Consider the following 24887-nt stretch of genomic DNA (forward strand, 5'->3'; position numbering starts at 1 on the left):
TCATCCCGCAGCCCCTGAGTAGGAGCATTTAATGGCCGCCAAAGACACCGACGACCGCAAACCTGACGATCAGGACGCCGAAATCTCCCTTGATATGAGCCAGGCTCAGGTCAAGAAGATGATCGCGGAGGCCCGCGAGAAAGGCTACATCACCTACGATCAGCTCAATCAGGTTCTGCCGCCGGATCAGGTCAGCTCGGAACAGATCGAAGACGTGATGTCGATGCTCAGCGAAATGGGCATCAACATCATCGAGGACGAAGAGGCCGAGGAAGAAGAGAACAAGGGCACCACCGACCTTGTGACCACCGAAGGCCCGCGCGAGGTTGCGCTGGCCGGCGCCCAGACCGAGAAGCTGGACCGCACCGACGACCCGGTGCGCATGTACCTGCGCGAGATGGGCTCGGTTGAGCTGCTGAGCCGTGAAGGCGAGATCGCAATTGCGAAACGCATCGAGGCCGGCCGCAACACGATGATCCTGGGGCTGTGCGAAAGCCCGCTGACTTTCCAGGCAATCACAATCTGGCACGACGAACTCTTGTCTGAGGACATTCTTCTGCGCGACGTCATCGACCTGGAGGCCACTTTTGGCAACCAGATGGATGAGGACGGCGAAGAAGAGCCCGTTGTCGATACGTCCGCAGTGGCATCCGCCAAACCGGCCAAGGATGAAGGGCCGGAACTGGATGCGGACGGTAATCCGATTTCCCAGGATGACGACGATGACGACGACGATGATCAGGCCAACATGTCGCTGGCTGCTATGGAGGCTGCGCTCAAGGACCGGGTTTTGGTCACGCTGGAGCGGATCTCCACCGACTTCGCTGAGCTCAGCGAAATGCAGGACAGCCGGATTTCGGCAACCCTGAACGAGGACGGCTCCTTCAGCAGCGAAGACGAGGCACGCTATCAGTCGCTGCGCTCGGAAATCGTCGAGTTAGTGAACGGCCTGCACCTGCACAACAACCGTATCGAGGCGCTGATCGACCAGCTTTATGGCATCAACCGCCGCGTCATGCAGATCGACAGCTCGATGGTGAAACTGGCCGACCAGGCCCGCATCAACCGCCGCGAGTTCGTGGACGCCTACCGCGGCCGCGAACTGGACCCGAACTGGTTGTCCGACATGGGCGAAAAGCCGGGCCGCGGCTGGCAGATGTTCATTGAACGCTCTACCGAAAAGGTTGAGGAACTGCGCGCTGATATGGCCCAGGTGGGCCAGTATGTCGGTCTGGACATCTCCGAATTCCGCCGCATCGTACAGCAGGTTCAGAAGGGCGAAAAAGAAGCCCGCCAGGCCAAGAAGGAAATGGTCGAGGCCAACCTGCGCCTGGTGATTTCGATTGCCAAGAAATACACCAACCGCGGTCTGCAGTTCCTGGATTTGATCCAGGAGGGTAACATCGGCCTGATGAAGGCGGTGGACAAGTTCGAATACCGCCGCGGCTACAAGTTCTCGACTTATGCAACATGGTGGATCCGCCAGGCCATCACCCGTTCGATCGCCGACCAGGCCCGCACCATCCGGATCCCGGTGCACATGATCGAGACCATCAACAAGCTGGTCCGCACCGGCCGCCAGATGCTGCACGAGATCGGCCGCGAGCCGACTCCGGAAGAACTGGCCGACAAACTGCAGATGCCGCTGGAGAAGGTCCGCAAGGTGATGAAGATCGCCAAGGAGCCGATCTCGCTCGAAACCCCGATCGGAGACGAGGAAGACAGCCAGCTGGGCGATTTCATCGAGGACAAGAATGCCGTGCTGCCCTTGGACAGCGCCATTCAGGAAAACCTCAAGGAAACCACCACCCGGGTGCTTGCTTCGCTCACCCCGCGTGAGGAGCGGGTTCTGCGGATGCGTTTCGGCATCGGCATGAACACCGACCACACGCTGGAGGAGGTTGGCCAACAGTTCAGCGTGACCCGCGAACGGATCCGCCAGATCGAGGCAAAAGCTTTGCGGAAACTGAAGCACCCCAGCCGCTCGCGCAAGCTGCGCAGTTTCCTGGATCAGTAAGGTTTGGGCTGGTAGTGTTTCAGGGCGTCCCATTGGGGCGCCCTTTTCTGTTTGGTGATTCCATGCGCGCGTATTTGACTGGATGTTTTCTGCTTGCAGCCAACGCCCTTCAGGCGTGCCCTGATGGGGCGACCACTCTGGTATCCTGCACATTGACAGGCGGTGCAAATTACTTGGAAACCTGCCTGCTGGGCAATTATGCAACCTTCGCGTTTGGTGACGCCGGAAAGAGGCCCGAGCTGTCCTTGGCCCGGCATGTGCGGGATGTGGATATGACTCCATGGCCGGGAATCGGGAACTCTATCTGGGAGGCTTTTGCCTTTGAAACCGAAGGATTTTCTTACACAGTCCACTACACGCTTGTTAAGGACCCTGGAGCCAGGGTTCCGCTGAGCGGAGGTGTCATTACCGCTAAGGACGGCCAAGTAGTGGCTCATATGCAATGCGATATCGGCAGTGTTATAGGTGCCGGCTATTCCCTGCCTTTGTTTGAGGCGAAAGAAGCAGCGGGCCAAGTCTATTCACTTGAAACCCGGAGCTGGCAGTAGATGGCCAGGGTGGCGGCTGGGGCCGACCTCATCGTCTTCGACGGCGAATGCGTGCTGTGTTCCGGCTTCTTCCGCTTCATGCTGCGCCATGACCGGGCCGGGCGGTTCTCCTTTGCCACTGCGCAGTCGCCGCTGGGGCAGCGGCTGTACCGCGAACTGGGTCTGCCTGCGGATGACTTCGAGACCAATCTGGTGATCGTTAACGGCCGCCCCTATCAGCGCCTTGATGCCTTTGCCGCGGCGATGCGGGCGCTGCCGCGGCCCTGGCGGGTCTTGTCGGTGTGCCGGTTTCTGCCATGGCGCCTGAAGGACGCGCTGTATTTCAGCGTTGCCCGCAACCGGTACCGTCTGTTTGGCCGGCACGACGTTTGCATAATACCCGGTCCCGAAGTTCGCGCCCGCTTTGCCAGTGGGGGCTACGCCGGGTGAGGGACGCCTTCGGGGAAATCATCGCTGCACATAAGCTGCATGTGCCGCCGGTTTTGATGCGGTTTCACACCGAACCGCCGGCGCGCAGTTTTGGTGTGGTCAGAGTTGAAGGCGGCAATCGCTGGGCGCGGCTGCTGGCCCGGCTGGCTGGTTTCCCGCCGCCAATGCCGCAATCCCGGTTCCGGCTGGATGTTGCGCAGCAGGGCAAGGGCCATATCTGGCGGCGGGTGTTCGGCAGGCATCAGACCCGGTCCCATCTGCGGTTCGACCCGCGCCGGGGCAGGGTGGTTGAGCGGTTCGGGGTGGTTGAGCTGGAACTTTCAGTCCGCGTGCAGCAGGGCGCTATGATGGTCTCAGTTGAGCAAGCCCGCTTGTTCGGGCTGCCTTTGCCGCGTGCGCTTTGCCCGGAAAGCGCTGCAATGGAATTCGAAACATCGCAGGGGCATCTTGGCTTCGACATCTCCGCCAGCCTGCCGCGGATCGGTTTTCTGGTGCGCTACACCGGCCACATAGCCCTGCCGGAATTGAACCTCAGACGTTAACCATTTGCTAACCTTGCCGTTGCCCGGGCGCAGTGCAGGCCGTAAACTTGCAGCATCCGCATTTGATTTCCGGGGGGGAAGATGATGTCTGCACATTCTGATCTGAACGGGGCGGTGGAAGCGCTGCAAGGCAAGCTCCAGTCGCTGAATGATCTGGTGCGCGCCAACCAGTTCATGGTTGAGGCAATGGCCGGGCAGGGCGACGCGCTGAAGCAAATGAGCAGCGGCCGCACCAAGGACATGTTGCGCCGCCAGGCCCGCGCGCAGTTCCATCCCGACACCGGGGCCGCCCCTGATGCTGCAGTACTGGCCATACTGGAGGAAGTGCTGGGCCATCAGGAAGAGAGTGCAGAGATCATTCCCTTCCCTGTCCGGGCCTGACCCCTTCGCACACACATCTGCGAGAGGTTGCGGCCAAGGCTGCAGTCTCCCCTTGGAGGCGCTGCGGCGGGTCCCTATGTTGAGGCGAACAAAGGGATATCTCCGGATGAAAAACCTCATAACCGCCGCCGTGCTGGCCTGTTCCACGGCTGTTCCCGCAGCTGCAGATTCGTTCCTTGCCAATCGCGGCGTGCGGGTTCTGCCTGTGAATGACCTCGTTTATGAGGTGGTTCCCGGGCGCTCAGGCGGCACCTGGGATTATTGGTGTGCCGCCGCGCAGTATGCCCGCCGGGTTCTGGGAGCGAATTGGACGGACCGGTTCTATGTCGTACGCGGACGGGACGTCAGCGTCACCACGGGCCGCCGGTCCTCTGTGCAGTTCACTCTGTATCCGGAACAGGCTGGTGTGCCGCCCAAAACCGGCTGGCTGTCGCTGGGATTCCGTCCGGGCGAAAGCCTGTCGGTGCAGCAGGGCTATGGTTACTGTGTGCAGGCTCCGGCGCTTTAATAGCCGGTGCGGAACCGGGATGTGCTCACATTCATCCACCGATTTGTAAGCTCTCTGGCAACTTCACAAGGAAATGATGCCTTCCTGCACCGCGCAGGCGCCTCCGCCGCAGCTGACTGAAGGACGTGCCGCAGGTACCACTTAAGTCGCTATGCTGTCTTGGATTTTGCCGCGTGCGCAGCGCCCGTACTGTGCCGCTGCTGTGAAAAGGCGCTGGTGGGCGCCGAACTGCACGGCAGTTTGAATGGCATGTGTTCCAGTTCTTTCTACCCTTATAGCGGGACGCAGCATCTTGCGGCCCGCTGAAAGAAAGGGAACTGCCATGAGACCCATTGCCGCCGCCGCTGTCACCGCCTCAATCCTGACAATGGCACTGCCCGGAATCTCGCTTGCCAATGCCAGCAGCCACAATGTTCGCGTTAATTCAATGTCTGACGGCATCTTCGAAGCCGTCCTCAGGACCGGTAATGGCCACCTGTTCTGGTGCGGGGCTGCTGACTATGCCCATCGCGTCATCGGGGCACCTTGGCATGCCAAACTGCATATCACCCGCGGGCTGGGGCCAAGCGAAACCACGGGTCGCCGGTCTGCAGTGCAGTTCACGCTGGATGCCAAATTGGCCCAAACGCCGCCGCCCGGCGGATACGGGTCTGTTAACAGCCTGCAAGCTGGTGATACAATGAGTGTTCAGAGAGCTTTGGATTATTGCTTTGTGCCACTCGGGCGGCCGTGAGTGTATTCAGGCCCGCGGACTTCCCGGAATTGCGGAGAAGGAGGTTGAGAGATGACCAGCAAGAGAATTTGGCTGTCAGGGATGCTGGCTGTGGTTCTGTCCGTTCCGGTGCCTGCTTCCGCTTGGCGCGCGATCAACAGGAATGAAGTGCTGCCGGTATCGGAAGGCGTCTGGGAAGTGGTGGCCCGAAGCCGGTCCGGCGCGCAGGATTACTGGTGCAGCATCGCGGACTATGCCATCCGTCAGCTGCGGGCGCCTGTGAATCAGCGGATCTATGTCTGGCGCGGCGAGGGTCCGTCTGTGAACCGCCCCGGCCGCAAGGCGGTGCAATTTGCCTTTGGCCTGCCGCCGGGAGTTCCTGACCGCTCCGGCAGCCTGTCGCTGAATATCCGTGAAGCAGGGGACAGCCTGCGGGTGACCTCGGCGCAGAACTACTGCTACGACCGGCTGCCCGGACGTGACCGTTGGCTGCCGTAGCTGCCCAGCCCCGGCTTCTGGTTGCCTGAACGCGGTGCTTGCGCCAGAAAGGCCCTATGCAGCATGACTTCTCAATTCCGACGCGCGGGCAGGGTCTCTATGAGTTTACCCGCGACGTGCAGGCCTGGGTGGCCGCCAGCGGCGTTCGGGGCGGGCTGCTGACCCTGTTTGTCCGCCATACCTCCTGCTCCCTGCTGATACAGGAAAATGCCGACCCGGAGGTGCAGGGGGATTTGCACGCGTTCTTTGCCCGCCTGGTGCCGCCTTCATCGGATCCGTCAATGACCTATCTGCGCCACACATATGAGGGGCCGGATGATATGCCTGCGCATATCAAGGCAGCAATGATGCCCGTCAGCTTGTCGGTCCCGGTGCGCAGCGGTGCACCTGTGTTGGGCACCTGGCAGGGCATCTACCTGTTCGAACACCGCGACGCGCCGCACCAGCGGAAGGTGGCAGCGCACCTAAGCTGAACCTCTTTATCTAGCGGCGTCAAATGCCCCCTACCCAAATTCTGGAGGGTCGCCTATAGTTGTGGATAACCGGGCAGGCCCGGGCACAATAAACAGGCTGACAGGATTGAGGGAGCAGGCGGATGCGCTGCCCATTTTGCGGAAATATCGACACTCAGGTCAAGGATTCACGCCCCGCCGAGGATCATGTTTCAATCAGGCGGCGCCGGTTCTGCCCGGCCTGCGGCGGCCGTTTCACAACGTATGAACGGGTGCAGCTGCGTGATCTGGTGGTGATCAAGACCAACGGCAAGCGCGAGGATTTCGACCGCGATAAGCTGGAGCGCTCGATCCGCATCTCGATGCAGAAGCGCCCGATTGAGCCGGAACGGATCGACCAGATGATTTCCGGCATCGTGCGGCGGCTGGAGAGCATGGGTGAGACCGATATTCCCTCCAAGAAAATCGGCGAGATCGTGATGGAGGCGCTGGCCCGGATCGACACTGTGGCCTATGTGCGTTTTGCCAGTGTTTACAAAAACTTCCAGGCTGCAGATGATTTCGAGGACTTTGTCCACGAACTGCGCCCGCCGGTGGCGCCGGAAGAATAATGGACACAGATCACCGTTACATGGCGCTGGCGCTGTCTCTGGGGCGGCGCGGGCAGGGAAATTGCTGGCCGAACCCGGCCGTAGGCTGCGTCATTGTGCAGGGCAGCCGGGTGGTTGGCCGCGGCTGGACCAAACCGGGCGGTCGTCCGCATGCGGAAACCGAGGCGCTGGCGCAGGCCGGAGAAGCGGCACGCGGTGCCACTGCCTATGTGACGCTGGAGCCTTGTGCCCATCAGGGGGAAACGCCGCCCTGTGCTCAGGCACTGATTGACGCAGGGGTTGCGCGGGTTGTTGCCGCGATCGGGGACAGTGATCCGCGGGTCTCCGGTCAGGGGTTCCGGATGCTGCGGGATGCAGGCATCAGAGTGGACACCGGCGTCTGGGGTGCCCAGGCAGCACGGGATCACGCAGGGTTTTTCCTGAGGACCGAGCAGGGCCGCCCGCTGGTGACGCTGAAACTGGCCAGCAGTTTTGACGGCCGCATTGCCACCGGGTCGGGCCAGAGCAAATGGATCACCGGGCCGGACGCACGCCGGGCCGTGCACGCGATGCGCGCCCGCCACGATGCGGTGATGGTGGGCGGCGGCACCGCGCGGGCGGATGACCCTTCGCTGACAGTGCGCGATCTGGGTGTGGAGCATCAACCTGTTCGGGCAGTGATCTCGCGCCACCTGGACCTGCCGCTGATGGGCCAGCTGGCCCGCACCGCCAAGGACGTGCCGGTCTGGTTATGCCACGGCCATGGAGCTGATCAGGAACGCATCCGCGCCTGGGAGGGGCTGGGGGCCAGACTGATCCCTTGCGCTTCGCATGGCGTGCAACTGGATGCGGCAGATATTCTGCAGCAGCTTGGTGATGCCGGTCTCACTCGCGTGTTCTGTGAGGGCGGCAGTGCGTTGGCGGCTTCACTGCTGGCATTTGATCTGGTGGATGAGCTGATCGGCTTTACCGCCGGTCTGGGGATTGGTGCCGAGGGGCTGCCTTCTATCGGTGCGCTGGGGATCGGCAGGCTGGAGGAAGCACCACGGTTCGAGCTGGTCGAGGCGCGCCCTGTTGGCAAGGATATTTTGCACCGTTGGACCCGGGCGCTGCGCTGAGCGCAGATCTTCTGGTGTCAGCCGGGCGCGATTTAGCGCCACAGATGGGCGTATGTGGCAAACAGCCCCTGCAGCTTGGACAGCAGCCGGTTGCTGAGGCCCGGATGCGGCAAGTGTCCCTCGCGCAGGCGCATCACGGCAACTTCGGCCGGGCAGGGCTGGCCGGTCACCGGGTCGAAGTAGCGCGGATAGTCGATCAGCGCTGCGTGGGCGAGCCCCATCAGCGGCACCTGCGCCTGCCGCCAGGACGGTGCCGGCGCCAGGTCGGTTGTCAGCCCCCAGCCGGCATAGAAAGGGGTGCCAAGCGTGGTAACCTTAACCCCGCGCAGCAGTGCCTCGAACCCCAGAAGAGAGGTTATCGTCCAGACTTCCTGCACGTTGCTGAGCAGCGCCATCGGATCGGCCTGGCTGGCGACAACATCGGCCAGCTCTTCTGCCGCGACCTGGCCCTTGCGCAGGCCTGCCTCCACATCCGGATGCGGTTTATAGATGATAACAGCTTCTGGATTGGCCGTCCGCACAGAGCGCAGCAGGTCAAGGTTTGTCCGCACCTCGTCAGCGCCGCATAGGATCGAGGCGTCGTCCTCCACCTGGCCCGGAACCAATATGCGGCGGCCTTCGGGCAGGGCAGGGGTACCGCCGCCTAGGTTGTACTTTGAAACACCGTCCCTGATCAGGGACTGCACAAGGCGCTCTGCCCGCCGCTCCTCGGCCTGGGTCATCTCCACACGGCGGGCAATCAGAGCATCCAGATCCGATGGCTGGCGCGGGTCGTAGTAGATCCCTTGCCGGTCAGTTACCAGCGACAGAGGGGGCACCAGCTCCGCCCCCAGTCCTCGGGAGCGCAGAAAACCGTCCTCCACCCGCACTGCGCCTGCATTGACCTCTTGGGCTTTGCCAGCCCAGACCATTTGCTTGCGGCCGCTGGCCTGTACCTCAGCAGGATCTTCCGTAAACAGCACCCGCTTTTCGGCACCAAAGAATTTCTGCAGCGGTTTGCGCTTCCACAGCCTCATGCCGGAGGCGGCCCAACCCTGATGGTCCTGCCGCCAGGCCCGTGCTTTGGCTTCCAGATTGTCCAGTACCGTTTCCAATTCGCACAGCTCATCCCGGAACGGGTCGTGCCATTTGGGGTAAAGGATCATCGCGGCGGCGAACAGCTGCGCGCGGGTCAGCTGCCGCCGGCGCCGGGACGGAGCGTTGTCGTCGATGCTCAAGCCCCAGCCCGCATAAAACGGCTGACCGAACACCCGTGGTTTGTGACCCGCCAGGATTGCCTCGAAACCCAGTTGCGATGAGACCGTGTAAACCCCGATGGCCCCGTCCAGCAGCGCCCACGGGGAGACACTGCCTGTAAACAGTTGCACACGCCCATTCGCATCATCCGCGTCGTAGTATCCCGCCCGGTATCCGCGCAGCGTCTCGGGATGGGTCTTGATCAGAACCCGCGCGCCAGGGTGCTCTTCCTGTGCAAACGCCAGCATTTCCAGAAACCGCGCCCGGTCCGCTCGTGAGGCTGTAACGGAGGCATCGTCACGCGCCTGATCAGCAACCAGCACATAGCCAGGCTCGGGCACTGATGCGCTGGGATCAAACGCGTTGTACTTACTGAGATGCGCTGACTTGAGGCGGGTAATGGAGTCGCGCGCCCGTTGCATCAGATGCGCGTCATCCAGAGGGTGGGCTGCAAGCAGCTGTTCCAGATCCGACGGTTCCGCCGCATCGAAATGCACGCCCGAGCGGTCCAGCATCAGGCCCGCAGGCGGCTCACCGGCGCGGCCGGGGTGAAGCGAGCGCAGGAAGGCATCCTCCACCCGCAGCAGCCCGCAGCCGCGTTTCGCGGCCACTGCCAGCCCCCGGTGCGCGGTGGGGGAGGCGCCCCAGATACCCACCAGGTCTTCCGGCTGCGGCAGGCCCAGCCGGATGGAGTATCCGGACAGTTCCAGAATCCGCCGCACCCGCCGCTGGGTCAGAAATCCGCCGTTGTAAACAAAAAGCCGGGACGCGCTGCTCCCGGCTTCCTGGCGGCCTGCAGTCAGATGCATCAGGCCTTAGCCGCTAACCGCGGAAGAGGTGCTGGCCAGTGAGCCCACCGGCGCCAGCAGCAGCGAGATGGTCTTGGTCCACTGGGCGTATGGTGCTTCGGTAACATACAGGGTGTCGTCGTCGCGGATCACAAAGTCACGTGCCATGAACAGCCCGTTCGGCTGGGTCAGATTCAGCACATAGACCATCCGCTGTGCGCCGATCAGATCGTCCCGGCCCAGCACCTGGTTGGCGATCTCGGCGGGTTCGTTGCGCAGCACAAAGACGCCGGTCGGGTCTGCAGCAGTAGAGATCAGGCCGCCGACCTGGGCAATCGCTTCCAGCGCCGACAGGTCCTGGCTTTCAAACGGCACACGCGCCTGGGCGGAGGTTGCACCCAGCGCGGTGAAAGAGCGGGTGTCTTCTTCCACCAGAATGCGGTCGCCTCCGCGCAGGGCCACGTCCAGTTCCGGGTGGTCAAAGAGGTCCTGGAACCAGATCTTGCCCTTTTCCTGACCGCGGATCACGGTGACCTGGGCAATCTCAGGCTGGATCGTCACGCCGCCGGCCTGCGCCAGCATCGCTGACAGGGTCCGGGTCGGGCGTTCGATCGGGTAAACACCCTGGCCGCCAACGGCCCCTGTCAGGCTGACAGTAGCACCGTCGCCTGCAAGGCGGCGCACCTGCACCTGCGGGTCAGGTGTCTGGTCTTCCAGCTTTTTGGTAATGGTTTCACGCAGCTGGTCCGGAGTGTTGCCAGACGCGCGCAGGCGGCCGGCATAGGGCACAAAGATAAAGCCGGCGCTGTCGACCTGCACCTCTTCCAGCACGGTGGCGTTGGTGGCCTCGGCCGCCAGCAGCCCGTCATCGACGTTTTCCCAGACAGTCAGCCCCAGCACGTCGCCGGGACGGATCGTGTCAGAGGTCAGCTTGCCTGCGGAGGTGAACCCGGAAGAAAAGCCCAGAGCGGGGACCACGGCGGTTGCCCGTGCGACGCGGTCATTGACCGATACGATGAAAGCATCGCCTTCGCGCTGCACCGAGCCGGCAAATATCTGGCGCTTGTTGGGGCCGACTTTCGGCAGCCCGCAGGACGCAGCAAGGGTCAATGCTGCCAGCATTGCCACGGGGCGCGCCCAGCGAAGGGGAACGGATTTCACTGCTCGGTCTCCTCGACCTGTTATTGTTTGCCTCAAGTTTTACCGGCAACCTAACCGGCTGGCAGCAAAAAATCCAGTCTTTGGGAAAAGCCGGGTCAGGTCACCAAGCGCAACTGTTGCCGCGGTGCCGCTGTCCCCAGGCGCAACGCGTCATAAGGATCTTCATCTGCAAGCATCATGTCTGCAACCTGGCGCAGCAGCTGGCGGCGGCCTTCACGGGAGTAATAGCCTCCCGGCACCTGCGAGGTTTCCAGGAGGAACCGGCGGTAATCCTTGTAGGCGCGGCTGTCGGGGCGGCAGGGGGCGGCAAAGAACTGGGCCAGCGGCTGTTCCGAAACGAACTCCGGTTTGCCGTAGACCGCGCGCCCGAAGACCCGCAAAGGTATGCCGCGCCACAGCACCTGCTGCCCCGCGGTGGAGTTGACAGTCACTGCAGTGCGGGCCTCGTTCAACAGCTGCGCCAGCTTGCCGCCACGGACATAGTGCACCCGGCCCGAGATGCCCTGTTCCCGCGCCAGGCGGCGCAGCGTGCGGCGCACCTGTGCCCGTCCGTCCTCCAGCGGATGCGCCTTGATCACCAGGTGATGGTGGCGCGGCGCCCCCTCGGCAAATCCGCGGATCACTTCATCCAGGAAATCGCGCATGCTCTTGAAAGGCGAATGTTTCTGGAAGGAGCTGTCATGCTCCAGCTGCAACAGCGCAAGGTGATAGGGAAAGCCGCCATTGCGGATGCGCCGCTCCGCCAGCCGCCGTTCCAGGGCCTGCACGGGCATCAGCAGCAACCGCTTGAGGTACAGCTGAAATTCCTTGGTCACCGGCAGCGCCCGGTGCGGGCGGAAGTTGCGGTACTTGCGGTTCCGGAACATCACGAACCAGTGGTAAAGCGCGCCATAAAACACATGCTGGCGCATGTCGCCCCAGTGTGCAGGGGGCAGCGGTGCCTCCATGTCTGACAGTGCCAGCGCTTCCTGCATCCCGGGCACTGTCATGTCCATCAGCCGCGAATGCCCATTGGCGCCACCGCGCTCATAGGTGACCCAATAGGGCCGCAAGTAACCTTCCTCGAACACATGCACGGTGATAGCGCGTTGCCGTGCGGCCTCAACTGCGGCCGCATGAATGGGGCGGGTGTCCCCGTACAGGACGATGTCCGTGACACTGCGGCTGTCCAGCAGGCCGGTCAGAAATCCGGGCCACTCCTGAGGGCGTCCGGTAAAGGGAATATAACTGTCCCTGCCACGCCAGAATGCCTGGTCGCCTGCATTGAACCCAACCCGCGCAACCTCGCACTCAGCGGTGCGCAGCATCCGGCCAAGCGCCGCAAAGAATGGACCATGCGGGCCTTGCAGGAAAAGGAAGCTGCGGTGTTTCACAGGGGCGTTTGGCATCACGAGAAAGGTTTTACAGGAGCATTTTCAGGATTTGATTAACATTTGACTGGGGCGAAACTATGGCTGTGCGCACCGCAAACACAAGCCGGGGCTTGTGAAGGCTGCGCCGCTTGGCTACCTCTGCGGCAGGAATGACATATGACCTGCGGGGAGCGCACCCATGTTTACTGGCATCATCACCGATGTGGGCACCATTGCCGAACTGGAACAGCAGGGCGACTTGCGCGCCCGCATCCGCACCGCCTATGACACTGCCACTATCGACCTCGGCGCCTCGATTGCCTCTGATGGCGTTTGCCTCACCGTGATTGCGCTGGGCGACGATTGGTACGACGTGCAGATCTCGGCAGAGACCGTGTCCAAGACCAACCTGGACAGCTGGACCGTCGGCAAGCGTGTGAACCTGGAGCGCGCCCTGAAAGTCGGCGATGAGCTTGGCGGCCACATTGTCTCTGGCCATGTGGATGGTGTCGCCGAAGTGGTGGAGATGAAAGACGAGGGCGACAGCACCCGCGTCACCCTGCGCGCGCCGCAGGCTCTGGCCCGCTTTATCGCGCCCAAGGGCTCCGTCGCGCTGAACGGCACCTCGCTGACGGTGAATGATGTGGATGGCTGCGATTTCGGCATCAATTTCATTCCGCACACCAAGGAAGTCACCACCTGGGGTGACGTGAAGCTGGGCGACCGCATCAACCTGGAAATCGACACCCTGGCCCGCTACGTCGCCCGGCTGCACGAGGCAGGCTGAACGAGCCCGCCCCTTCATCTTTCCTAAAATACTCCGGGGTGAGGCCGGAGGCCGAGGGGCAGCGCCCCTCAGCAACCTGTGCATCCATGCACAGGACGCGTCCGGACGTCCGGTTGCCGTTTGCAGGACTGGCATTTGCTGCCGGCCTGGGCTATCTGGCTGGGAAAGAACCGGCAGTGCCAGGCGTGCTGCCCATGCGCATTGAAAGGCTGCCATATGAGCTTTGAAACACCGGGGCCGGTTGAGGCGCAACTGCGCGATGCCATCAGCCCGATCGAAGAGATCATCGAAGAGGCCCGCCAGGGCCGCATGTTCATCCTTGTCGACCACGAAGACCGCGAGAACGAGGGCGACCTGGTGATCCCGGCCCAGCATGCCGATGCGGCGGCGATCAACTTCATGGCGACCCACGGCCGCGGCCTGATCTGCCTGACCATGCCAGCCGAGCGGATCGAGGAACTGGGCCTGCCGATGATGGCGCTGCACAACTCCTCGCGCCACGAAACCGCCTTCACCGTATCGATCGAAGCGCGCGAGGGCGTGTCCACGGGTATTTCCGCCGCTGACCGGGCGCTGACCGTGGCCACTGCCATTGATCCTGAGAAGACCGCCGCCGACATTGCGACCCCCGGCCATGTGTTCCCGTTGCGCGCGCGCCGGGGCGGGGTGCTGGTCCGTGCGGGCCACACCGAGGCCGGCTGCGATGTCGCCCGCCTGGCGGGCCACTACCCGTCCTCCGTGATCTGCGAGATCATGAAGGAAGACGGCACCATGGCGCGTCTGCCTGACCTGGTGGAATATGCGCAGAAGCACGGGTTGAAGATCGGCACCATCTCCGACTTGATCACCTACCGCGCCCGCAACGACAACCTGGTGGTGGAAACCTCGCGCGAAACCGTCAACTCCGAAATCGGCGGCGAGTGGGAAATGCGGCTGTTTACTGACCAGACCCACGGCATCGAGCATGTGGTGATGATCAAGGGCGACATTACCACGCCGGAACCAGTGCTGGTGCGCACCCACGCGCTGCATGAGGCGACCGACATTCTGGGCCTCGGCCCGAAATCTGCCCGCCAGCTGCCCCGCGCGATGGAGATCATCGCCGAGGAGGGCCGCGGTGTCGTGACCCTGTTCCGCCAGCCGCGCAATGCGCTTTATGCTAATGAGGACGAAGGACCGCGCACGGTAACCATCAAGCAGACCGGTATCGGTGCCCAAATCCTGTCGAGCCTGGGCCTGCACGAACTGGTCCTGCTGACCGACTCGCCCTCGACCAAATATGTCGGGCTGGACGCCTATGGGCTGTCCATCACCGGCAGCTGCCCCATTCTGAAGGACGCTTGAAATGGCTGGACATGAAACCCACTACACCCTGCCGCGCCCGGAATTCGACAAGCCGGTGAAACTGCTGATCGTTGTCGCACCCTATTACAAGGATATCGCCGACAACCTGGTTGCGGGCGCCGCGGCGGAGATCGAAGCCGCAGGCGGCACGTTTGAAATCGTTGAAGTGCCCGGTGCGCTGGAAGTGCCGACCGCCATTGCGATTGCCGACCGCACGTCCAACTTCGACGGCTACGTGGCGCTGGGCTGCGTGATCCGCGGCGAGACCACCCACTATGAGACCGTCTGCAATGACAGCTCCCGCGCGATCCAACTGATGGGGCTGCAGGGCCTTTGCATCGGGAATGGCATTCTGACCGTGGAAAACCGCAAGCAGGCAGAAGTGCGCGCCGATACTGCCGATCAGAACAAAGGCGGCGGCGCGGCTGCTGCGGCCTTGCATCTGATCGCACTCACGCGTAAGTGGGGCGCCCAGACCAAAGGCATCGGCTTCAAGGCGCCCGCAGGGGCCTACCAGGTTGCCGGTACAGACAACGGATCCACCAGCGCATGAGCACCCAGGACAGCCGCCCCAAGGGCAACGGCAAGAATCAGATGAGATCGGCAGCGCGGCTATACGCCGTGCAGGCGCTGTTCCAGATGGAACACATCGGCCTCACCTTCGACAAGGTGATCGTCGAGTTTGAGGACCACCGTTTCGGCGCTGTCTATGAGGGCGACGAGATGGCGGAAGGCGACACTAAGGTGTTCCGCCAACTGGTGCGCGAGGCGGTAAACCATCAGGCGAAGATCGACCAGATGACCGACCGGGCGCTGGTGGCGAAATGGCCGATCGCCCGCATCGATCCGACGCTGCGGGCGCTGTTCCGCGCCGCCGGTGCGGAGCTGACCCAGTCCGACACCCCGCCCAAGGTGGTGATCAACGAGTTTGTCGATATCGCCCGCGCCTTCTTCCCTGAAGGCAAGGAGGCGAAGTTTGTCAACGCCGTGCTCGACCACATGGCGCGCGAGGCCCGGCCGGAAGCCTTCTGATTTCCTTCAGACCGCCGCGGACCGGCGGGCCTTGTCCTTTTTGCTCCGTGTGCCGCTCAGGCTGCGGGTCACCGGTGCTTCCACAATCTTGTGAAACAGGACACCTGCGGCTGCTGCGGCAATGATTGAGGCCGCAAAGGCAATCAGGGCCACGCCCGGGCCTGCGTCAAGGCCTTTGATGATCTTGGCGAAGAGTTGGGTCACGAAGAAATGCGTCAGGTAGATGGAATATGACGCGTCGCCCAGGAGAGCCAGTATCCTGTTGTGCCTGATGCTGCCTTCAAGCAGGAGCACGCCAGCCGTAAGGGCCAAATAGGGCAGGCCGTAGAGCAGGCTGCGGTGCAATCCCGGGATTTGAGCCAGCAGAATGACGGCTCCGATGCCAGCGCACACTAACAAGACACCGGTCCGGCGGTTGCGGCGGCCTCGCCATATCAGGGCAAGGATCATACCGGCGGCAAACTCCAGAAGGATCGGCGAGGTATAAAACGCGGCCAGCGTTCCATTGGCAAACGGATGCAAGCAGACCGCGGCCGCAAGAACGGCCAGAACAAAGGCGGTCCGGTGCGCAGGCAGCAGCAGGCTGGCTGCAAACAATGCGTAAAAAGCCATTTCATAGTTTAAGGTCCAGCCGACAAAGACAATCGGCTGAACCAGCCCGTTGGACTTCTCAAACGGTATGAACAAAAGCGATTTGATCAGTTGCACCGGATCCGAAGTGGTTGCCTGCAGCAGTGATGGCGCTGCGATGGAAATCGCGAAGACCAAGAGGGTAATCAGGTAATATACCGGAACGACGCGGATCATTCTCTTGGCGGCAAACTCTCGGGCGGTCATTTGGTCATGGGTCGTGTAGACCATGACGAAACCGGAAATAATAAAGAACAGGTCTACGCCGCTTGCCCCGAACGCCAGAGGCTCAAAGCTGATGTTCCCAGCCCTCAGGACAGAGCCTGCGTGGAAAACAACTACGCCCATTGCCGCGATTGCGCGAAGATACTGGATGTTGTGAACCTGAGGTTTTCCACGAACGGAAGGCAGGCTTGCGTTTTTGCCTTTGGCTAAGGCGGTGGAAAATTCTGTCATTTTGAATTTCCTGAACTGGTTCAAATCATGAAATTAGGAAATGGCTTCCCTTCGGCTTACAACCTATGGTGTGTTTGCCGCAAGCCGGATCGCCACGCAGATAGGCGTGAAAAGGCAAAGTTTCGCCTGCTCTTCAATTTTGTGCTGATGCGGCAAACAAGCGCTGGACGCCGCCGCAAAGGCTGATAACCTCCTCTTGCTTATCTGGGGGACTTGAGATGCCTGAACTGGTGAAAATGTATATCCGCAACGTGGTGATAGGCTTTGGGATCGCTGCGGCTTTTGTGGCAATGCTCCTGTGGTTCAACGTAATGAACCTCTGGGCGCTGGTCTCCGCCTCTGACGTCGGGCTGCTGGCGGTGTTCCTGCTGTGGTTCATGAATGGCATCGTGTTTGCAGGCGTTCAGTTCGCTTGGGCAGTGATGGCCATGGCAGAGAAAAACGATGGCCCCCGCGGCGGCACCCCGGTGGCGCATGAATTCCAGCCAGTGCGCGTCCCGGCAGAGGAAACCTCGCGCCAGCAGCGCCAACTGCGCCGCCGCTGAACCGCTCTCAAGCACACATTCCGCCGCGCTTTCCACCCGGAAGGCGCGGTTTTGTTTCTGCTGAGGGGAAAAGCGGCGGGACCACCAGTCAACCGTGCGGCTTTGATTCCCGAGGACCTGTATATACAGGTGGGCGCCAGGTAAACGGACCAGGATCCGGACAGAGCCAGCTCCCTCGGAATTGCTTAAGGCCACCGGAATGCTGCCTGTCACGAGAAGGGCAGAACCCGCCAAGCCCGTAAGTAAGCTGCCAGAGGCGCCGATACAAGGGGGCAGGCCGCATCCGGCAGCGTTTCGCGGCAAAAGCGCGGCATTGCATTTTGTTCCCCAATTGTTCACATTTGCCCGCATGATGGAAGATCTGCAACCAGGACAGAAACTCGCCCGCGGCGTGTCGCGCTACCTGCGGTCGCTCGGCTATGCGCCGCTGGAGGAATTCGTGCCGGCCCGCGGGTTGCGAGTTGATGTGATGGCGCTTGGCCCCAAGGGCGAGCTTTGGGTGATCGAATGCAAGTCCAGCCGCGCCGATTTCCAGTCCGACAGCAAGTGGGAGGGGTATTTGGAATGGTGCGACCGCTACTTTTGGGCGGTGGACATGGATTTCCCAACAGAGCTGCTGCCCGACGGCACCGGGCTGATCATTGCCGATCCATACGATGCAGAAGTCATCCGCATGGCGCCGGAAGATAAGCTGGCGCCGGCCCGGCGCAAGAAACTGGTTCAGAAGTTCGCCATGGACGCCGCCCGCCGCCTGCAGGTCCTGCGCGATCCGCGTCCGGGCAAGGATGGGCTGCTGATAGGCGGCGCAGCAGAGGAACAGCCGGACTGGTGATCCGGGCTGCGGGCGCCTTGGGCCAGGCAGCGCACCTGCGGCGCGCTGCAGGCGGCCCTGCTGGTTCAGGCCGTTGCGTTCAGCGCGGCGGGCTGGTGCAGCAGCGCTATGGGGGCGTTCGGGTCAGTGGCGACACCAATCGCTCCGCCTTGAGCGACATTGGTGAAGGTAATGCTGCCGCCGGTATCAAAACTCAGTGTCAGCGTGTCGCCGTCGCGGCTGGCGCTATAGGCGGAGGCCCCCATCTCACGCAGCTGCACGACAGCATTTGCGCCCTCTGTCAGCTCGACAGTGTCGTGGCCGTCGCCATGGCTGTACTGCAGAGCCACGGTGCCGCCCTGCAGCGTGAATTGGTCGTCGCCGCTGCCGCCGCGCGCGGCCAGGGTCTCGCCCACCTGCAGAGTGATCTGGTCATCGCCGCTGCCGCCGCTGACCTGCGCATAGTTGCTGAGCGCCTGGCGCATCTTCTCCGCCGCCGGCGCGCCGGGATTGAACGCTGGTGCCGGCCCCTCTTGCCAATCACGCAGGGCGCGTTGCGCCGCGACTGAAATCATGTCGTTGCCCGCACCGCCTCGGATGCGCGACACAAGTGTAGCCGCCACCGCAATGCTGTCATTGCCATCTCCCGCTCGGACCCCGCGAAGTGTGCCCGCCTGAATGGCGATTGCGTCATCGCCGCCGCCAGTGCTGATGTTGCGGGCGTGGCGGGCACGGATCGAGACCGAATCCGCATTGGCAAACTGCGCCTGCCAGCGGCCACGGCCCGGGGCGTTCTGGTGCCCGAAGGCGTTGCCCTGCATGCGTCCGAACCTGCGCCCATAGCCAAAGCCGCGGCCTTCAAAAGGCTGGGCGGACGCGCGGTCTGTGTGAATGCCCTGCACAATGCGCCCTTCCAGCGCCACGGCATCAGCCCCGTCGCCGGTGGCAACCTGCCGGATGACATCGGCGCGCAGTTCCACGCTGTCATCGCCTGCGGTTGCCGCCGTACCCGCCACGGTGGCGGGAATGTCCTGCGGCGGGGATTGCGGCTGCTCTGCTGCTGGCTGCACCGGGGCTTCAACCTGTTCTTCGGGCAATCCAGTCAGCAGGATCAGTGCGACAGAATTTTCCGGCCAGGGCTGAGAGGCCAGTGCATGCAGCGCCTTGGCCATTTCAACAATGCGCTTTTCGTAATAGCTGGCTTCCGGGCTGGCCACGCTGGCCTGTGTCACCTCCTGAGGCGGCAGGACCTCCACTGCGGGAGCGGGGGCGGGCTGCAGCGCAACGGTCGCCTCCGGTGCAGCGGGTGCTGCTATGGCGCCAGGCTGCGCTGCGGCTTCAGGAGCGGGCGCAGGGGGTGGAACAGGGGCAGGGCTTGCCGGTGCACCGCCCAGTTTCACAACTGCGGTTTGCACCTGCGGTTTCTCCCAGCCGTGCGCCGCCGGCGGCAGTCCTTCCGGTCCGCGGCGGCCCTGGCTGCCGAACAGCCCGTTGGCCTCCTGCTGCAATTCATCGGCGCTCACGCCGAGGGCAGGGTTTATCCCGCCCAGAGAGGCGCTCGCGCCGCTGGTCACGGCGGTCAGCTGCGCCGAATAGAAGAAGGGGGTTGCTGCGCTGCTCGTCAGGTTCACCATTGTACTCACTCCGATAACTGGCTGAGCACAAGGGTGAGCCTTGGGGCTTTAGATAGATATAATAGTTAAAATTGCAGTTCAGAAAATTCGCGTGAAAACAGCGTCGGATTTTCCGAAAGCTTGCCTTATTTGACAGTGCGGGCCGCCTGGGCCGCAGCGCGAAGCTCGTCGGCGATCTCTTCGGCTTCTTCCGGGTCAAAGTCCATCGGGATCTCGACGCCGCCCGCCTCGATGAAGATCCGCACCATGCCCTGGTCGGTCTGCCCGATCTGCATGTTTGCTTCCACGTCGCGTTCGGTATTGATGCCCATTTTGCACTCCACTGGCGGCCAGCTGCTTGAATGCTGGTGCTAGCCGGGTACAGGCTGAAACACAAGCCGGGTTTGCGCTACACTGTCAGCATGATGGATGTAACGCTGCGCCGATTCGCCCCTACTGACATGCAATGGCTGGTGGCCCGCCACCAGGATATCTATGCCCAAGAGGCCGGTTTCGACGGCAGTTTCGGAACGCAGGTCGCGGATATCGTGCACAGCTTCTGCGCAAGTCATGACCCGGTTTGCGAACGCGGCTGGATGGCGGTCAGCGGCAAGGAACGGCTGGGCACGGTGTTCTGCATGAAAAAGACCGAAGATACCGCGCAGCTGCGGCTGTTCCTCCTGACGCCCAAGGCGCGCGGCAAGGGGCTGGGCAAGCGGCTCCTGCGCGACTGCATGGAGTTTGCCCGGGGTGCGGGCTACCGCGGCATGATGCTGAAAACGCACGAAAGCCACCGCACGGCCTGTGCTCTGTACCAAGCCTTCGGCTGGCAGTTGCAGGACAGCCGCGCAGTGCGCAATTACGGTCAGGATCTGGTTGAACAAACCTGGAGCCTGTCGTTTCAGGACGCACTGGCCTGAGCAGGGGCGGGCGGAAAATTAGGTTTGAATGCAAGCGGTTGTGGACAACTTTCCGCGTTCTCGCCTGTGCCGCCCGGGAACTGGAGAATGTGCAATCTGGTACAGCGGATTTCTGAAACAGAAAGACGAAAAACCTCTTGCACGCCTCTGGAGCGTGCTATAAACGGCCCCTCAGTGCCGCCTTAGCTCAGTTGGTTAGAGCGCTGGATTGTGGATCCAGAGGTCCCCCGTTCAAGCCGGGGAGGCGGTACCATCTCCCCAAAAAGAATACTGTTCCAGTTCGCCAGACACCGCTTGCTGCTGTTGGTGAGCGGCCCTGTCTGATCGCGTCGGGTGTTGTTTCCTCGGCAGGATGCCTGCTCCGGTCTGGAGGTATGCATACAAGAAGAGGGCCGCCGCACAGAGATGCGGCGGCCCCATCTGGTCCCGGCAGTTATCAGAGCGGAAGTGCCGATTCTTTGCCCAACCGGCAGGAGGGCTTAGTTGCTTCCGGTCGAGGTGGTCGTGGTAGTGGCCGTGCCGTCATCGCCATCGGCAATCAGCGCAATGAACAGGACGCCGCCGATGGCTGCGGCTGCTGTACCTTCCGTCAGTCCGGTATTCGGCAGGCCGCTGGTATTGGTCTGTGCCACGGCTTCTGCGCCAGGTGCCTGGCAAGTCACTTGAAGCGAACCGTCCGGCAAGTAGCTGGCGGAGACGGGCACACCGGCGCCACAGGCCAAACGGCGCTTGGCTTCCTCCAGTGCGGGGTCGGCCTGGGCCAGGGCCGCTTGTCCCGCGAGAGTAAGCGGAAGGATGAGTGAAGCTGCCTGCAAGATACTGGTGCGCATGGAAAAACAACCTTATGCTTTACGATGTGTAAAAGTTAACCGGCGGCTTGGCTCCGGGCAATATAGCTGCTGGCAGCGGCATTGCTCCGGCAGGATGCTGCCAAGATGCGCCGTCAAATGAGCGGTTTCAGACCGTAGCGAGGGTATCAATATGTTTCAGACAGCCATCAGAAACTTGACTGCAGGCATGACCTGCCTGGCAGTGGGGAGCGTTCCGGCTCTGGCTCAGGCCCCGGTGACCTATTCAGTGGTAATTCCTGCGGGCGAGTACGGTTCAGCAGCGTTCCTGGGGGAGCTTTTGGCCACATTGGCTGCGGCCAAGGCGTTTTGCCAATCCACTGGTGATTCGGCGCTTCAAGTGGACTGCCTGTCGGAACGGCTGGAAACCGCCGCCGGTGGAATCCCGGAAGGCACCGATTATGATGAGGTGCGCGAAGTGCTTAAGGACACTTCCCAGCGGCTCAAGCGGCTGGCACGCCAGAACAGCGATCCGGCCCGGGGCCGGGTATCTGTGACCAGCTCAGCAAACCCGGCGGAACGCACCAGCCGTCCGCTGATCCCAGTCAATTCTGCGGCGCAGGCGGCAGTGAATCTGGAAGCAACCCGCATTCTGGATGAGGCTGCCACAATTCTTTTGCGCAGTGCAGAAGCTGCGCAGGAGCGGCAAACCCAATACGCCCAGATCGCTGCAGCGATTGGTTCCAACAAGGTGCTGCTGAGGTCCTGACCGGTCCCGGCTCAGTCGGTGATCTGAACTTCCTGACGCAACGCGCCGCTCTCGCGGTCAAAGATCAGGATACGGTTGTCCTGGCTGACGACGGCGATCCAGTCGCGCCCAAGTGTCACCGCTTCGGCCTCCACGCCCTCGGGCAGGGTGATTTCTGCGGGCAGCGGCGCGTCAGTGTCTTGCAGGCGGATGACAAGCAGCGAGATAATCACTACAAGCCCGCCAATCATCACCACGGTCAGCGTGGTCACCAGCCGCCGCAGGAACCGGATCTGCGGCGGCTCCGTTTGGATTTCGGTCTCGGAAGGATCAGTCATGGGCAGCCGCCGGATTGAGTTTGTCATCGCGGAAAACCCGCCTAAGCGGCTTGATAAAGCGGTTTCGCGCGATGTGCCAGAGGAGGCGTCGCTGTCGCGTACCCGCCTGGCCCGGCTGATCGAGGAGGGCGCGCTGATGGTTGACGGCGCCGTCGTGCAGGACCCCAAGGCCAAAATCGCCGAGGGCGCGCAGATTGCTATCCAGGTGGAAGAGGCCGAGGACAGCCACATCGGCCCAGAGGATATTCCGCTGGAAATCGTGCATGAGGACGACGACCTGATTGTCATCAACAAGCCCGCAGGCATGGTGGTGCATCCGGCGCCGGGGTCGCCTTCCGGCACTCTGGTTAACGCACTGCTGCATCACTTCGGCGGCAACCTTTCCGGCGTCGGCGGGGTCAAACGCCCCGGCATCGTGCACCGGATCGACAAGGAAACCTCAGGTCTCCTCGTGGTGGCCAAATCTGACGCTGCCCACCAGGGGCTGGCGGCGCAGTTCGAGAAGCACACGGTGGAGCGCTACTATCAGGCCGTCTGCTATGGCGTGCCGGACGGCAACGATCCCCGCCTGCGCGGCGTGAAGGGCGCCAGTTTCGAGCCGGGCAACATCCTCAAGCTCACCACCCAGCTGGCCCGCCATAAGACCGACCGCCAGCGCCAGGCGGTGCTGTTTCAGGGCGGCCGCCACGCGGTGACCCGCGCCCGCATCGTCGAAAGTTTCGGCACCCCGCCTAGTCTGGCGCTGATCGAGTGCTGGCTGGAAACCGGCCGCACCCACCAGATCCGGGTGCATATGGCCCATGCCGGCCACGGGCTGATCGGCGACCCCACCTATGGCGGCCGCCGCAAGCTGGCTGCCAAGACGCTCAGCGAGGCCGGGCAGGCGGCGGTGCAGGCCTTCCCGCGCCAGGCTTTGCATGCGGCGGTTTTGGGGTTTGATCACCCGGTGAGCGGGGAGGCTCTCAGGTTCGAGGCGCCGCTGCCCCCGGATATGGCCGCATTGCTGGACGCCTTGCGCCAGTAAACTGACAGCAAATAAGCGTGTTCCCTCCTGTGACGCAATTCACAGACGAAAAGACTCGGGCTACCATAGAAGAATTCCTTAAGCGGTCCTTGAAAAGGGCTTAGCGCTATCACATATGCGCTAATGTTAAGTCCTTATACATTTTGGGAGGGACACTTTATATGGCGAATTATGCAAACCTGCCTGCCCCGACGCCCGAAGGCGGCCTGAACCGGTATCTCCAGGAAATCCGTAAGTTTCCACTGCTGGAGCCGGAAGAGGAATACATGCTGGCCAAGCGCTGGGTTGAGGAGCAGGATGCGGCTTCGGCCCACAAGATGGTCACGTCCCATCTGCGGCTGGCGGCCAAGATCGCCATGGGCTACCGCGGCTATGGCCTGCCGCAGGCCGAAGTGATCTCTGAGGCGAACGTCGGCCTGATGCAGGCGGTGAAACGCTTTGATCCGGAAAAGGGTTTCCGCCTGGCAACCTATGCCATGTGGTGGATCCGCGCCTCGATCCAGGAATATATCCTGCGCTCCTGGTCGCTGGTGAAGCTCGGCACCACCTCGGCGCAGAAGAAGCTGTTTTTTAACCTGCGCAAGGCAAAGGCCCGCATCGGCGCGCTTGAGGAGGGCGACTTGCGCCCCGAGAATGTCGCGCAGATTGCTCATGACCTTGGCGTAACAGAGGACGAGGTTATCTCGATGAACCGCCGCATGTCCGGCGGCGATGCGTCCTTGAATGCCACTGTCGGCTCTGAGGGCGAAGGCACCATGCAGTGGCAGGACTGGCTGGAGGATGAAGACGCCGACCAGGCCGGCGATTATGAGGCCCGTGATGAGCTGGAAGCCCGCCGCGAGTTGCTGGCCGAGGCGCTGGACGTGCTGAACGACCGGGAGAAAGACATCCTGACCCAGCGCCGGCTGATGGATCAGGCCGTCACGCTGGAGGACTTGAGCACGCAGTATAATGTCAGCCGCGAACGAATCCGCCAGATTGAAGTGCGCGCGTTTGAAAAGCTGCAGAAGAAGATGCGCGACCTGGCGATGGAAAAAGGCATGCTGAACGGCGCCTGATCCGGAACGCAATAGAACGAATGAAAGGCGGTGCAGTGCACCGCCTTTTTTGTCATCTGACAATGATGCTGGCTTTACGGCAGTGGTTCTGCCGTAATGTTTCGCGCGCGAAACATTTGGTCATATGTGCTGACCTGTCTGGCTGGCAAATGCTGGCGGGGAAACCTGTCTGGCACGGGCCTGGCGAACTGCTGGGTGCGCGGCTGAATGGGCGTGGGCTGGCAGAATTGCTGGCTGAGATGTCTAGACGCGGCTGGCTGAAATCACGCTGGTTGCTGGCGAGGCTTGCTGTCTGGCTGCCCTGACGGGTGGCTGGAGCGCTGGCTGCTTGCGGCCTGGTGATTCTGGCTTGCTTGCAATTTCTGTATTCTGTGTAGCCGGGAGGGGCAGGGAGGTCAACGGAAAATGCAATGAAATCAAATAGTTGATAGATTTACTCGGAAATTGGCGGCAGCCGCCTC

At 62.2% G+C, this 24887-nt stretch carries 29 protein-coding genes and 1 tRNA gene; 22 read left to right on the forward strand and 8 right to left on the reverse strand.

The window, feature by feature from the left end:
* The first annotated feature begins 31 nt into the window (after positions 1-31).
* The 11 genes from rpoD (at position 32) to ribD (ending at position 7795) form a co-directional block, all read left to right on the forward strand.
* Complete coding sequence (rpoD, locus tag RA24_RS02670) at positions 32-2017, forward strand: RNA polymerase sigma factor RpoD (protein WP_019294736.1); 1986 nt, start codon at positions 32-34, stop codon at positions 2015-2017.
* A 62-nt stretch (positions 2018-2079) separates the two neighbouring features.
* Entirely contained in the window at positions 2080-2565 is a 486-nt protein-coding gene (locus RA24_RS02675; protein WP_039149945.1) for a hypothetical protein, read from the forward strand.
* Complete coding sequence (locus RA24_RS02680) at positions 2566-2994, forward strand: thiol-disulfide oxidoreductase DCC family protein (protein ID WP_039189585.1); 429 nt, start codon at positions 2566-2568, stop codon at positions 2992-2994.
* Positions 2995-3050: 56 nt separating this feature from the next.
* The gene (locus RA24_RS02685; protein WP_241480885.1) at positions 3051-3536 is read left to right on the forward strand and encodes a DUF4166 domain-containing protein; all 486 of its coding nucleotides are present in this window, start codon (positions 3051-3053) and stop codon (positions 3534-3536) included.
* Between the two features lie 84 nt (positions 3537-3620).
* Positions 3621-3917, forward strand: coding sequence for a hypothetical protein (locus RA24_RS02690; RefSeq protein ID WP_039189587.1), 297 nt, complete (start codon positions 3621-3623; stop codon positions 3915-3917).
* Positions 3918-4023: 106 nt separating this feature from the next.
* The gene (locus RA24_RS02695) at positions 4024-4425 is read left to right on the forward strand and encodes a hypothetical protein (RefSeq protein WP_039149938.1); all 402 of its coding nucleotides are present in this window, start codon (positions 4024-4026) and stop codon (positions 4423-4425) included.
* Positions 4426-4747: 322 nt separating this feature from the next.
* Complete coding sequence (locus tag RA24_RS22160; protein ID WP_152610553.1) at positions 4748-5158, forward strand: hypothetical protein; 411 nt, start codon at positions 4748-4750, stop codon at positions 5156-5158.
* Positions 5159-5209: 51 nt separating this feature from the next.
* Positions 5210-5635 (forward strand): hypothetical protein, encoded by a 426-nt coding sequence (locus tag RA24_RS02705; RefSeq protein ID WP_019294730.1) that lies wholly within the window; start codon positions 5210-5212, stop codon positions 5633-5635.
* A 56-nt stretch (positions 5636-5691) separates the two neighbouring features.
* Entirely contained in the window at positions 5692-6108 is a 417-nt protein-coding gene (locus RA24_RS02710; protein WP_019294729.1) for a secondary thiamine-phosphate synthase enzyme YjbQ, read from the forward strand.
* Positions 6109-6230: 122 nt separating this feature from the next.
* Positions 6231-6698 (forward strand): transcriptional regulator NrdR, encoded by a 468-nt coding sequence (nrdR, locus tag RA24_RS02715; RefSeq protein ID WP_019294728.1) that lies wholly within the window; start codon positions 6231-6233, stop codon positions 6696-6698.
* On the forward strand, positions 6698-7795 hold the full coding sequence (gene ribD, locus RA24_RS02720) for a bifunctional diaminohydroxyphosphoribosylaminopyrimidine deaminase/5-amino-6-(5-phosphoribosylamino)uracil reductase RibD (RefSeq protein ID WP_082020309.1): 1098 nt from the start codon (positions 6698-6700) through the stop codon (positions 7793-7795). Before nrdR ends, ribD begins: the two co-directional genes overlap by 1 nt.
* A 32-nt stretch (positions 7796-7827) precedes the next feature.
* Here ribD and RA24_RS02725 read toward each other — a convergent pair whose 3' ends face one another.
* The 3 genes from RA24_RS02725 to RA24_RS02735 all read right to left on the reverse strand — a co-directional run bounded on the left by RA24_RS02725 (position 7828) and on the right by RA24_RS02735 (position 12368).
* Positions 7828-9840 carry a capsular polysaccharide biosynthesis protein gene (locus tag RA24_RS02725; RefSeq protein ID WP_039189589.1) on the reverse strand — a complete coding sequence of 671 codons (2013 nt, stop codon included), beginning with the start codon at positions 9838-9840 and terminating at the stop codon, positions 7828-7830.
* A 6-nt stretch (positions 9841-9846) separates the two neighbouring features.
* Positions 9847-10980 (reverse strand): polysaccharide biosynthesis/export family protein, encoded by a 1134-nt coding sequence (locus RA24_RS02730; RefSeq protein ID WP_019294725.1) that lies wholly within the window; start codon positions 10978-10980, stop codon positions 9847-9849.
* Between the two features lie 95 nt (positions 10981-11075).
* Positions 11076-12368 (reverse strand): capsule biosynthesis protein, encoded by a 1293-nt coding sequence (locus RA24_RS02735; RefSeq protein ID WP_039189593.1) that lies wholly within the window; start codon positions 12366-12368, stop codon positions 11076-11078.
* Positions 12369-12531: 163 nt separating this feature from the next.
* Between RA24_RS02735 and RA24_RS02740 the strand changes: the two genes are divergently transcribed.
* From RA24_RS02740 to nusB, 4 genes are all read left to right on the forward strand, one after another.
* On the forward strand, positions 12532-13119 hold the full coding sequence (locus RA24_RS02740; RefSeq protein WP_019294723.1) for a riboflavin synthase: 588 nt from the start codon (positions 12532-12534) through the stop codon (positions 13117-13119).
* A 216-nt stretch (positions 13120-13335) separates the two neighbouring features.
* Positions 13336-14463, forward strand: a complete 1128-nt coding sequence (gene ribB, locus RA24_RS02745; RefSeq protein ID WP_039189595.1) for a 3,4-dihydroxy-2-butanone-4-phosphate synthase — start codon at positions 13336-13338, stop codon at positions 14461-14463.
* 1 nt (position 14464) lies between these two features.
* Entirely contained in the window at positions 14465-15016 is a 552-nt protein-coding gene (locus RA24_RS02750; RefSeq protein WP_039189597.1) for a 6,7-dimethyl-8-ribityllumazine synthase, read from the forward strand.
* Complete coding sequence (gene nusB, locus RA24_RS02755) at positions 15013-15495, forward strand: transcription antitermination factor NusB (protein WP_039189599.1); 483 nt, start codon at positions 15013-15015, stop codon at positions 15493-15495. The genes RA24_RS02750 and nusB overlap by 4 nt, the downstream gene beginning before the upstream one ends.
* Positions 15496-15501: 6 nt before the next feature.
* Here the strand turns inward: nusB and RA24_RS02760 are convergent, their stop codons facing one another.
* The gene (locus RA24_RS02760; RefSeq protein ID WP_152612797.1) at positions 15502-16581 is read right to left on the reverse strand and encodes an acyltransferase family protein; all 1080 of its coding nucleotides are present in this window, start codon (positions 16579-16581) and stop codon (positions 15502-15504) included.
* 218 nt (positions 16582-16799) lie between these two features.
* On the opposite strand from RA24_RS02760, the gene RA24_RS02765 reads away from it, so the two are divergent.
* Positions 16800-17126, forward strand: a complete 327-nt coding sequence (locus RA24_RS02765; protein ID WP_039189606.1) for a hypothetical protein — start codon at positions 16800-16802, stop codon at positions 17124-17126.
* Positions 17127-17475: 349 nt separating this feature from the next.
* Positions 17476-17958, forward strand: coding sequence for an MmcB family DNA repair protein (locus RA24_RS02770; protein ID WP_039189833.1), 483 nt, complete (start codon positions 17476-17478; stop codon positions 17956-17958).
* Positions 17959-18023: 65 nt separating this feature from the next.
* On the opposite strand, the gene RA24_RS02775 is transcribed toward RA24_RS02770, so the two are convergent.
* Both RA24_RS02775 and RA24_RS02780 read right to left on the reverse strand, forming a co-directional pair.
* Positions 18024-19571 (reverse strand): hypothetical protein, encoded by a 1548-nt coding sequence (locus RA24_RS02775; RefSeq protein ID WP_039189608.1) that lies wholly within the window; start codon positions 19569-19571, stop codon positions 18024-18026.
* A 125-nt stretch (positions 19572-19696) separates the two neighbouring features.
* A complete protein-coding gene (locus tag RA24_RS02780) occupies positions 19697-19882 on the reverse strand; it encodes a DUF6324 family protein (RefSeq protein WP_039189621.1) in 186 nt (61 codons plus the stop codon).
* Positions 19883-19972: 90 nt separating this feature from the next.
* Here RA24_RS02780 and RA24_RS02785 point away from each other — a divergent pair, with 90 nt between their 5' ends.
* Together RA24_RS02785 and RA24_RS02790 are read left to right on the forward strand one after the other, a co-directional pair.
* Positions 19973-20470, forward strand: a complete 498-nt coding sequence (locus tag RA24_RS02785) for a GNAT family N-acetyltransferase (RefSeq protein ID WP_039189836.1) — start codon at positions 19973-19975, stop codon at positions 20468-20470.
* A gap of 176 nt (positions 20471-20646) precedes the next feature.
* Positions 20647-20723 (forward strand) — tRNA-His (locus tag RA24_RS02790).
* 226 nt (positions 20724-20949) lie between these two features.
* Here the strand turns inward: RA24_RS02790 and RA24_RS22715 are convergent.
* Positions 20950-21102, reverse strand: coding sequence for a hypothetical protein (locus RA24_RS22715; protein WP_241480886.1), 153 nt, complete (start codon positions 21100-21102; stop codon positions 20950-20952).
* Positions 21103-21487: 385 nt separating this feature from the next.
* Between RA24_RS22715 and RA24_RS02800 the strand changes: the two genes are divergently transcribed.
* A complete protein-coding gene (locus RA24_RS02800) occupies positions 21488-22027 on the forward strand; it encodes a hypothetical protein (RefSeq protein ID WP_241480887.1) in 540 nt (179 codons plus the stop codon).
* Between the two features lie 11 nt (positions 22028-22038).
* On the opposite strand, the gene RA24_RS02805 is transcribed toward RA24_RS02800, so the two are convergent.
* Entirely contained in the window at positions 22039-22344 is a 306-nt protein-coding gene (locus RA24_RS02805) for a DUF6476 family protein (protein ID WP_019294710.1), read from the reverse strand.
* Here RA24_RS02805 and RA24_RS02810 point away from each other — a divergent pair.
* Both RA24_RS02810 and rpoH read left to right on the forward strand, forming a co-directional pair.
* Complete coding sequence (locus RA24_RS02810; protein ID WP_039149912.1) at positions 22343-23368, forward strand: RluA family pseudouridine synthase; 1026 nt, start codon at positions 22343-22345, stop codon at positions 23366-23368. The two genes, RA24_RS02805 and RA24_RS02810, sit on opposite strands and share 2 nt — an antisense overlap.
* A gap of 161 nt (positions 23369-23529) precedes the next feature.
* Positions 23530-24426 (forward strand): RNA polymerase sigma factor RpoH, encoded by an 897-nt coding sequence (gene rpoH / locus RA24_RS02815; RefSeq protein ID WP_019294708.1) that lies wholly within the window; start codon positions 23530-23532, stop codon positions 24424-24426.
* Positions 24427-24887 lie beyond the last annotated feature (461 nt).

The sequence above is a fragment of the Leisingera sp. ANG-M6 genome (assembly GCF_000813905.1).
Classification (GTDB): Bacteria; Pseudomonadota; Alphaproteobacteria; order Rhodobacterales; family Rhodobacteraceae; genus Leisingera.

Coding starts and splice junctions, on each gene's coding strand:
- rpoD (WP_019294736.1), top strand. CDS start 32: ATGGCCGCCAAAGACACCGACGACCGCAAACCTGACGATCAGGACGCC.
- RA24_RS02675 (WP_039149945.1), top strand. CDS start 2,080: ATGCGCGCGTATTTGACTGGATGTTTTCTGCTTGCAGCCAACGCCCTT.
- RA24_RS02680 (WP_039189585.1), top strand. CDS start 2,566: ATGGCCAGGGTGGCGGCTGGGGCCGACCTCATCGTCTTCGACGGCGAA.
- RA24_RS02685 (WP_241480885.1), top strand. CDS start 3,051: ATGCGGTTTCACACCGAACCGCCGGCGCGCAGTTTTGGTGTGGTCAGA.
- RA24_RS02690 (WP_039189587.1), top strand. CDS start 3,621: ATGTCTGCACATTCTGATCTGAACGGGGCGGTGGAAGCGCTGCAAGGC.
- RA24_RS02695 (WP_039149938.1), top strand. CDS start 4,024: ATGAAAAACCTCATAACCGCCGCCGTGCTGGCCTGTTCCACGGCTGTT.
- RA24_RS22160 (WP_152610553.1), top strand. CDS start 4,748: ATGAGACCCATTGCCGCCGCCGCTGTCACCGCCTCAATCCTGACAATG.
- RA24_RS02705 (WP_019294730.1), top strand. CDS start 5,210: ATGACCAGCAAGAGAATTTGGCTGTCAGGGATGCTGGCTGTGGTTCTG.
- RA24_RS02710 (WP_019294729.1), top strand. CDS start 5,692: ATGCAGCATGACTTCTCAATTCCGACGCGCGGGCAGGGTCTCTATGAG.
- nrdR (WP_019294728.1), top strand. CDS start 6,231: ATGCGCTGCCCATTTTGCGGAAATATCGACACTCAGGTCAAGGATTCA.
- ribD (WP_082020309.1), top strand. CDS start 6,698: ATGGACACAGATCACCGTTACATGGCGCTGGCGCTGTCTCTGGGGCGG.
- RA24_RS02725 (WP_039189589.1), bottom strand. CDS start 9,840: ATGCATCTGACTGCAGGCCGCCAGGAAGCCGGGAGCAGCGCGTCCCGG.
- RA24_RS02735 (WP_039189593.1), bottom strand. CDS start 12,368: ATGCCAAACGCCCCTGTGAAACACCGCAGCTTCCTTTTCCTGCAAGGC.
- RA24_RS02740 (WP_019294723.1), top strand. CDS start 12,532: ATGTTTACTGGCATCATCACCGATGTGGGCACCATTGCCGAACTGGAA.
- ribB (WP_039189595.1), top strand. CDS start 13,336: ATGAGCTTTGAAACACCGGGGCCGGTTGAGGCGCAACTGCGCGATGCC.
- RA24_RS02750 (WP_039189597.1), top strand. CDS start 14,465: ATGGCTGGACATGAAACCCACTACACCCTGCCGCGCCCGGAATTCGAC.
- nusB (WP_039189599.1), top strand. CDS start 15,013: ATGAGCACCCAGGACAGCCGCCCCAAGGGCAACGGCAAGAATCAGATG.
- RA24_RS02760 (WP_152612797.1), bottom strand. CDS start 16,581: ATGACAGAATTTTCCACCGCCTTAGCCAAAGGCAAAAACGCAAGCCTG.
- RA24_RS02765 (WP_039189606.1), top strand. CDS start 16,800: ATGCCTGAACTGGTGAAAATGTATATCCGCAACGTGGTGATAGGCTTT.
- RA24_RS02770 (WP_039189833.1), top strand. CDS start 17,476: ATGATGGAAGATCTGCAACCAGGACAGAAACTCGCCCGCGGCGTGTCG.
- RA24_RS02775 (WP_039189608.1), bottom strand. CDS start 19,571: ATGGTGAACCTGACGAGCAGCGCAGCAACCCCCTTCTTCTATTCGGCG.
- RA24_RS02780 (WP_039189621.1), bottom strand. CDS start 19,882: ATGGGCATCAATACCGAACGCGACGTGGAAGCAAACATGCAGATCGGG.
- RA24_RS02785 (WP_039189836.1), top strand. CDS start 19,973: ATGATGGATGTAACGCTGCGCCGATTCGCCCCTACTGACATGCAATGG.
- RA24_RS02800 (WP_241480887.1), top strand. CDS start 21,488: ATGACCTGCCTGGCAGTGGGGAGCGTTCCGGCTCTGGCTCAGGCCCCG.
- RA24_RS02810 (WP_039149912.1), top strand. CDS start 22,343: ATGGGCAGCCGCCGGATTGAGTTTGTCATCGCGGAAAACCCGCCTAAG.
- RA24_RS02805 (WP_019294710.1), bottom strand. CDS start 22,344: ATGACTGATCCTTCCGAGACCGAAATCCAAACGGAGCCGCCGCAGATC.
- rpoH (WP_019294708.1), top strand. CDS start 23,530: ATGGCGAATTATGCAAACCTGCCTGCCCCGACGCCCGAAGGCGGCCTG.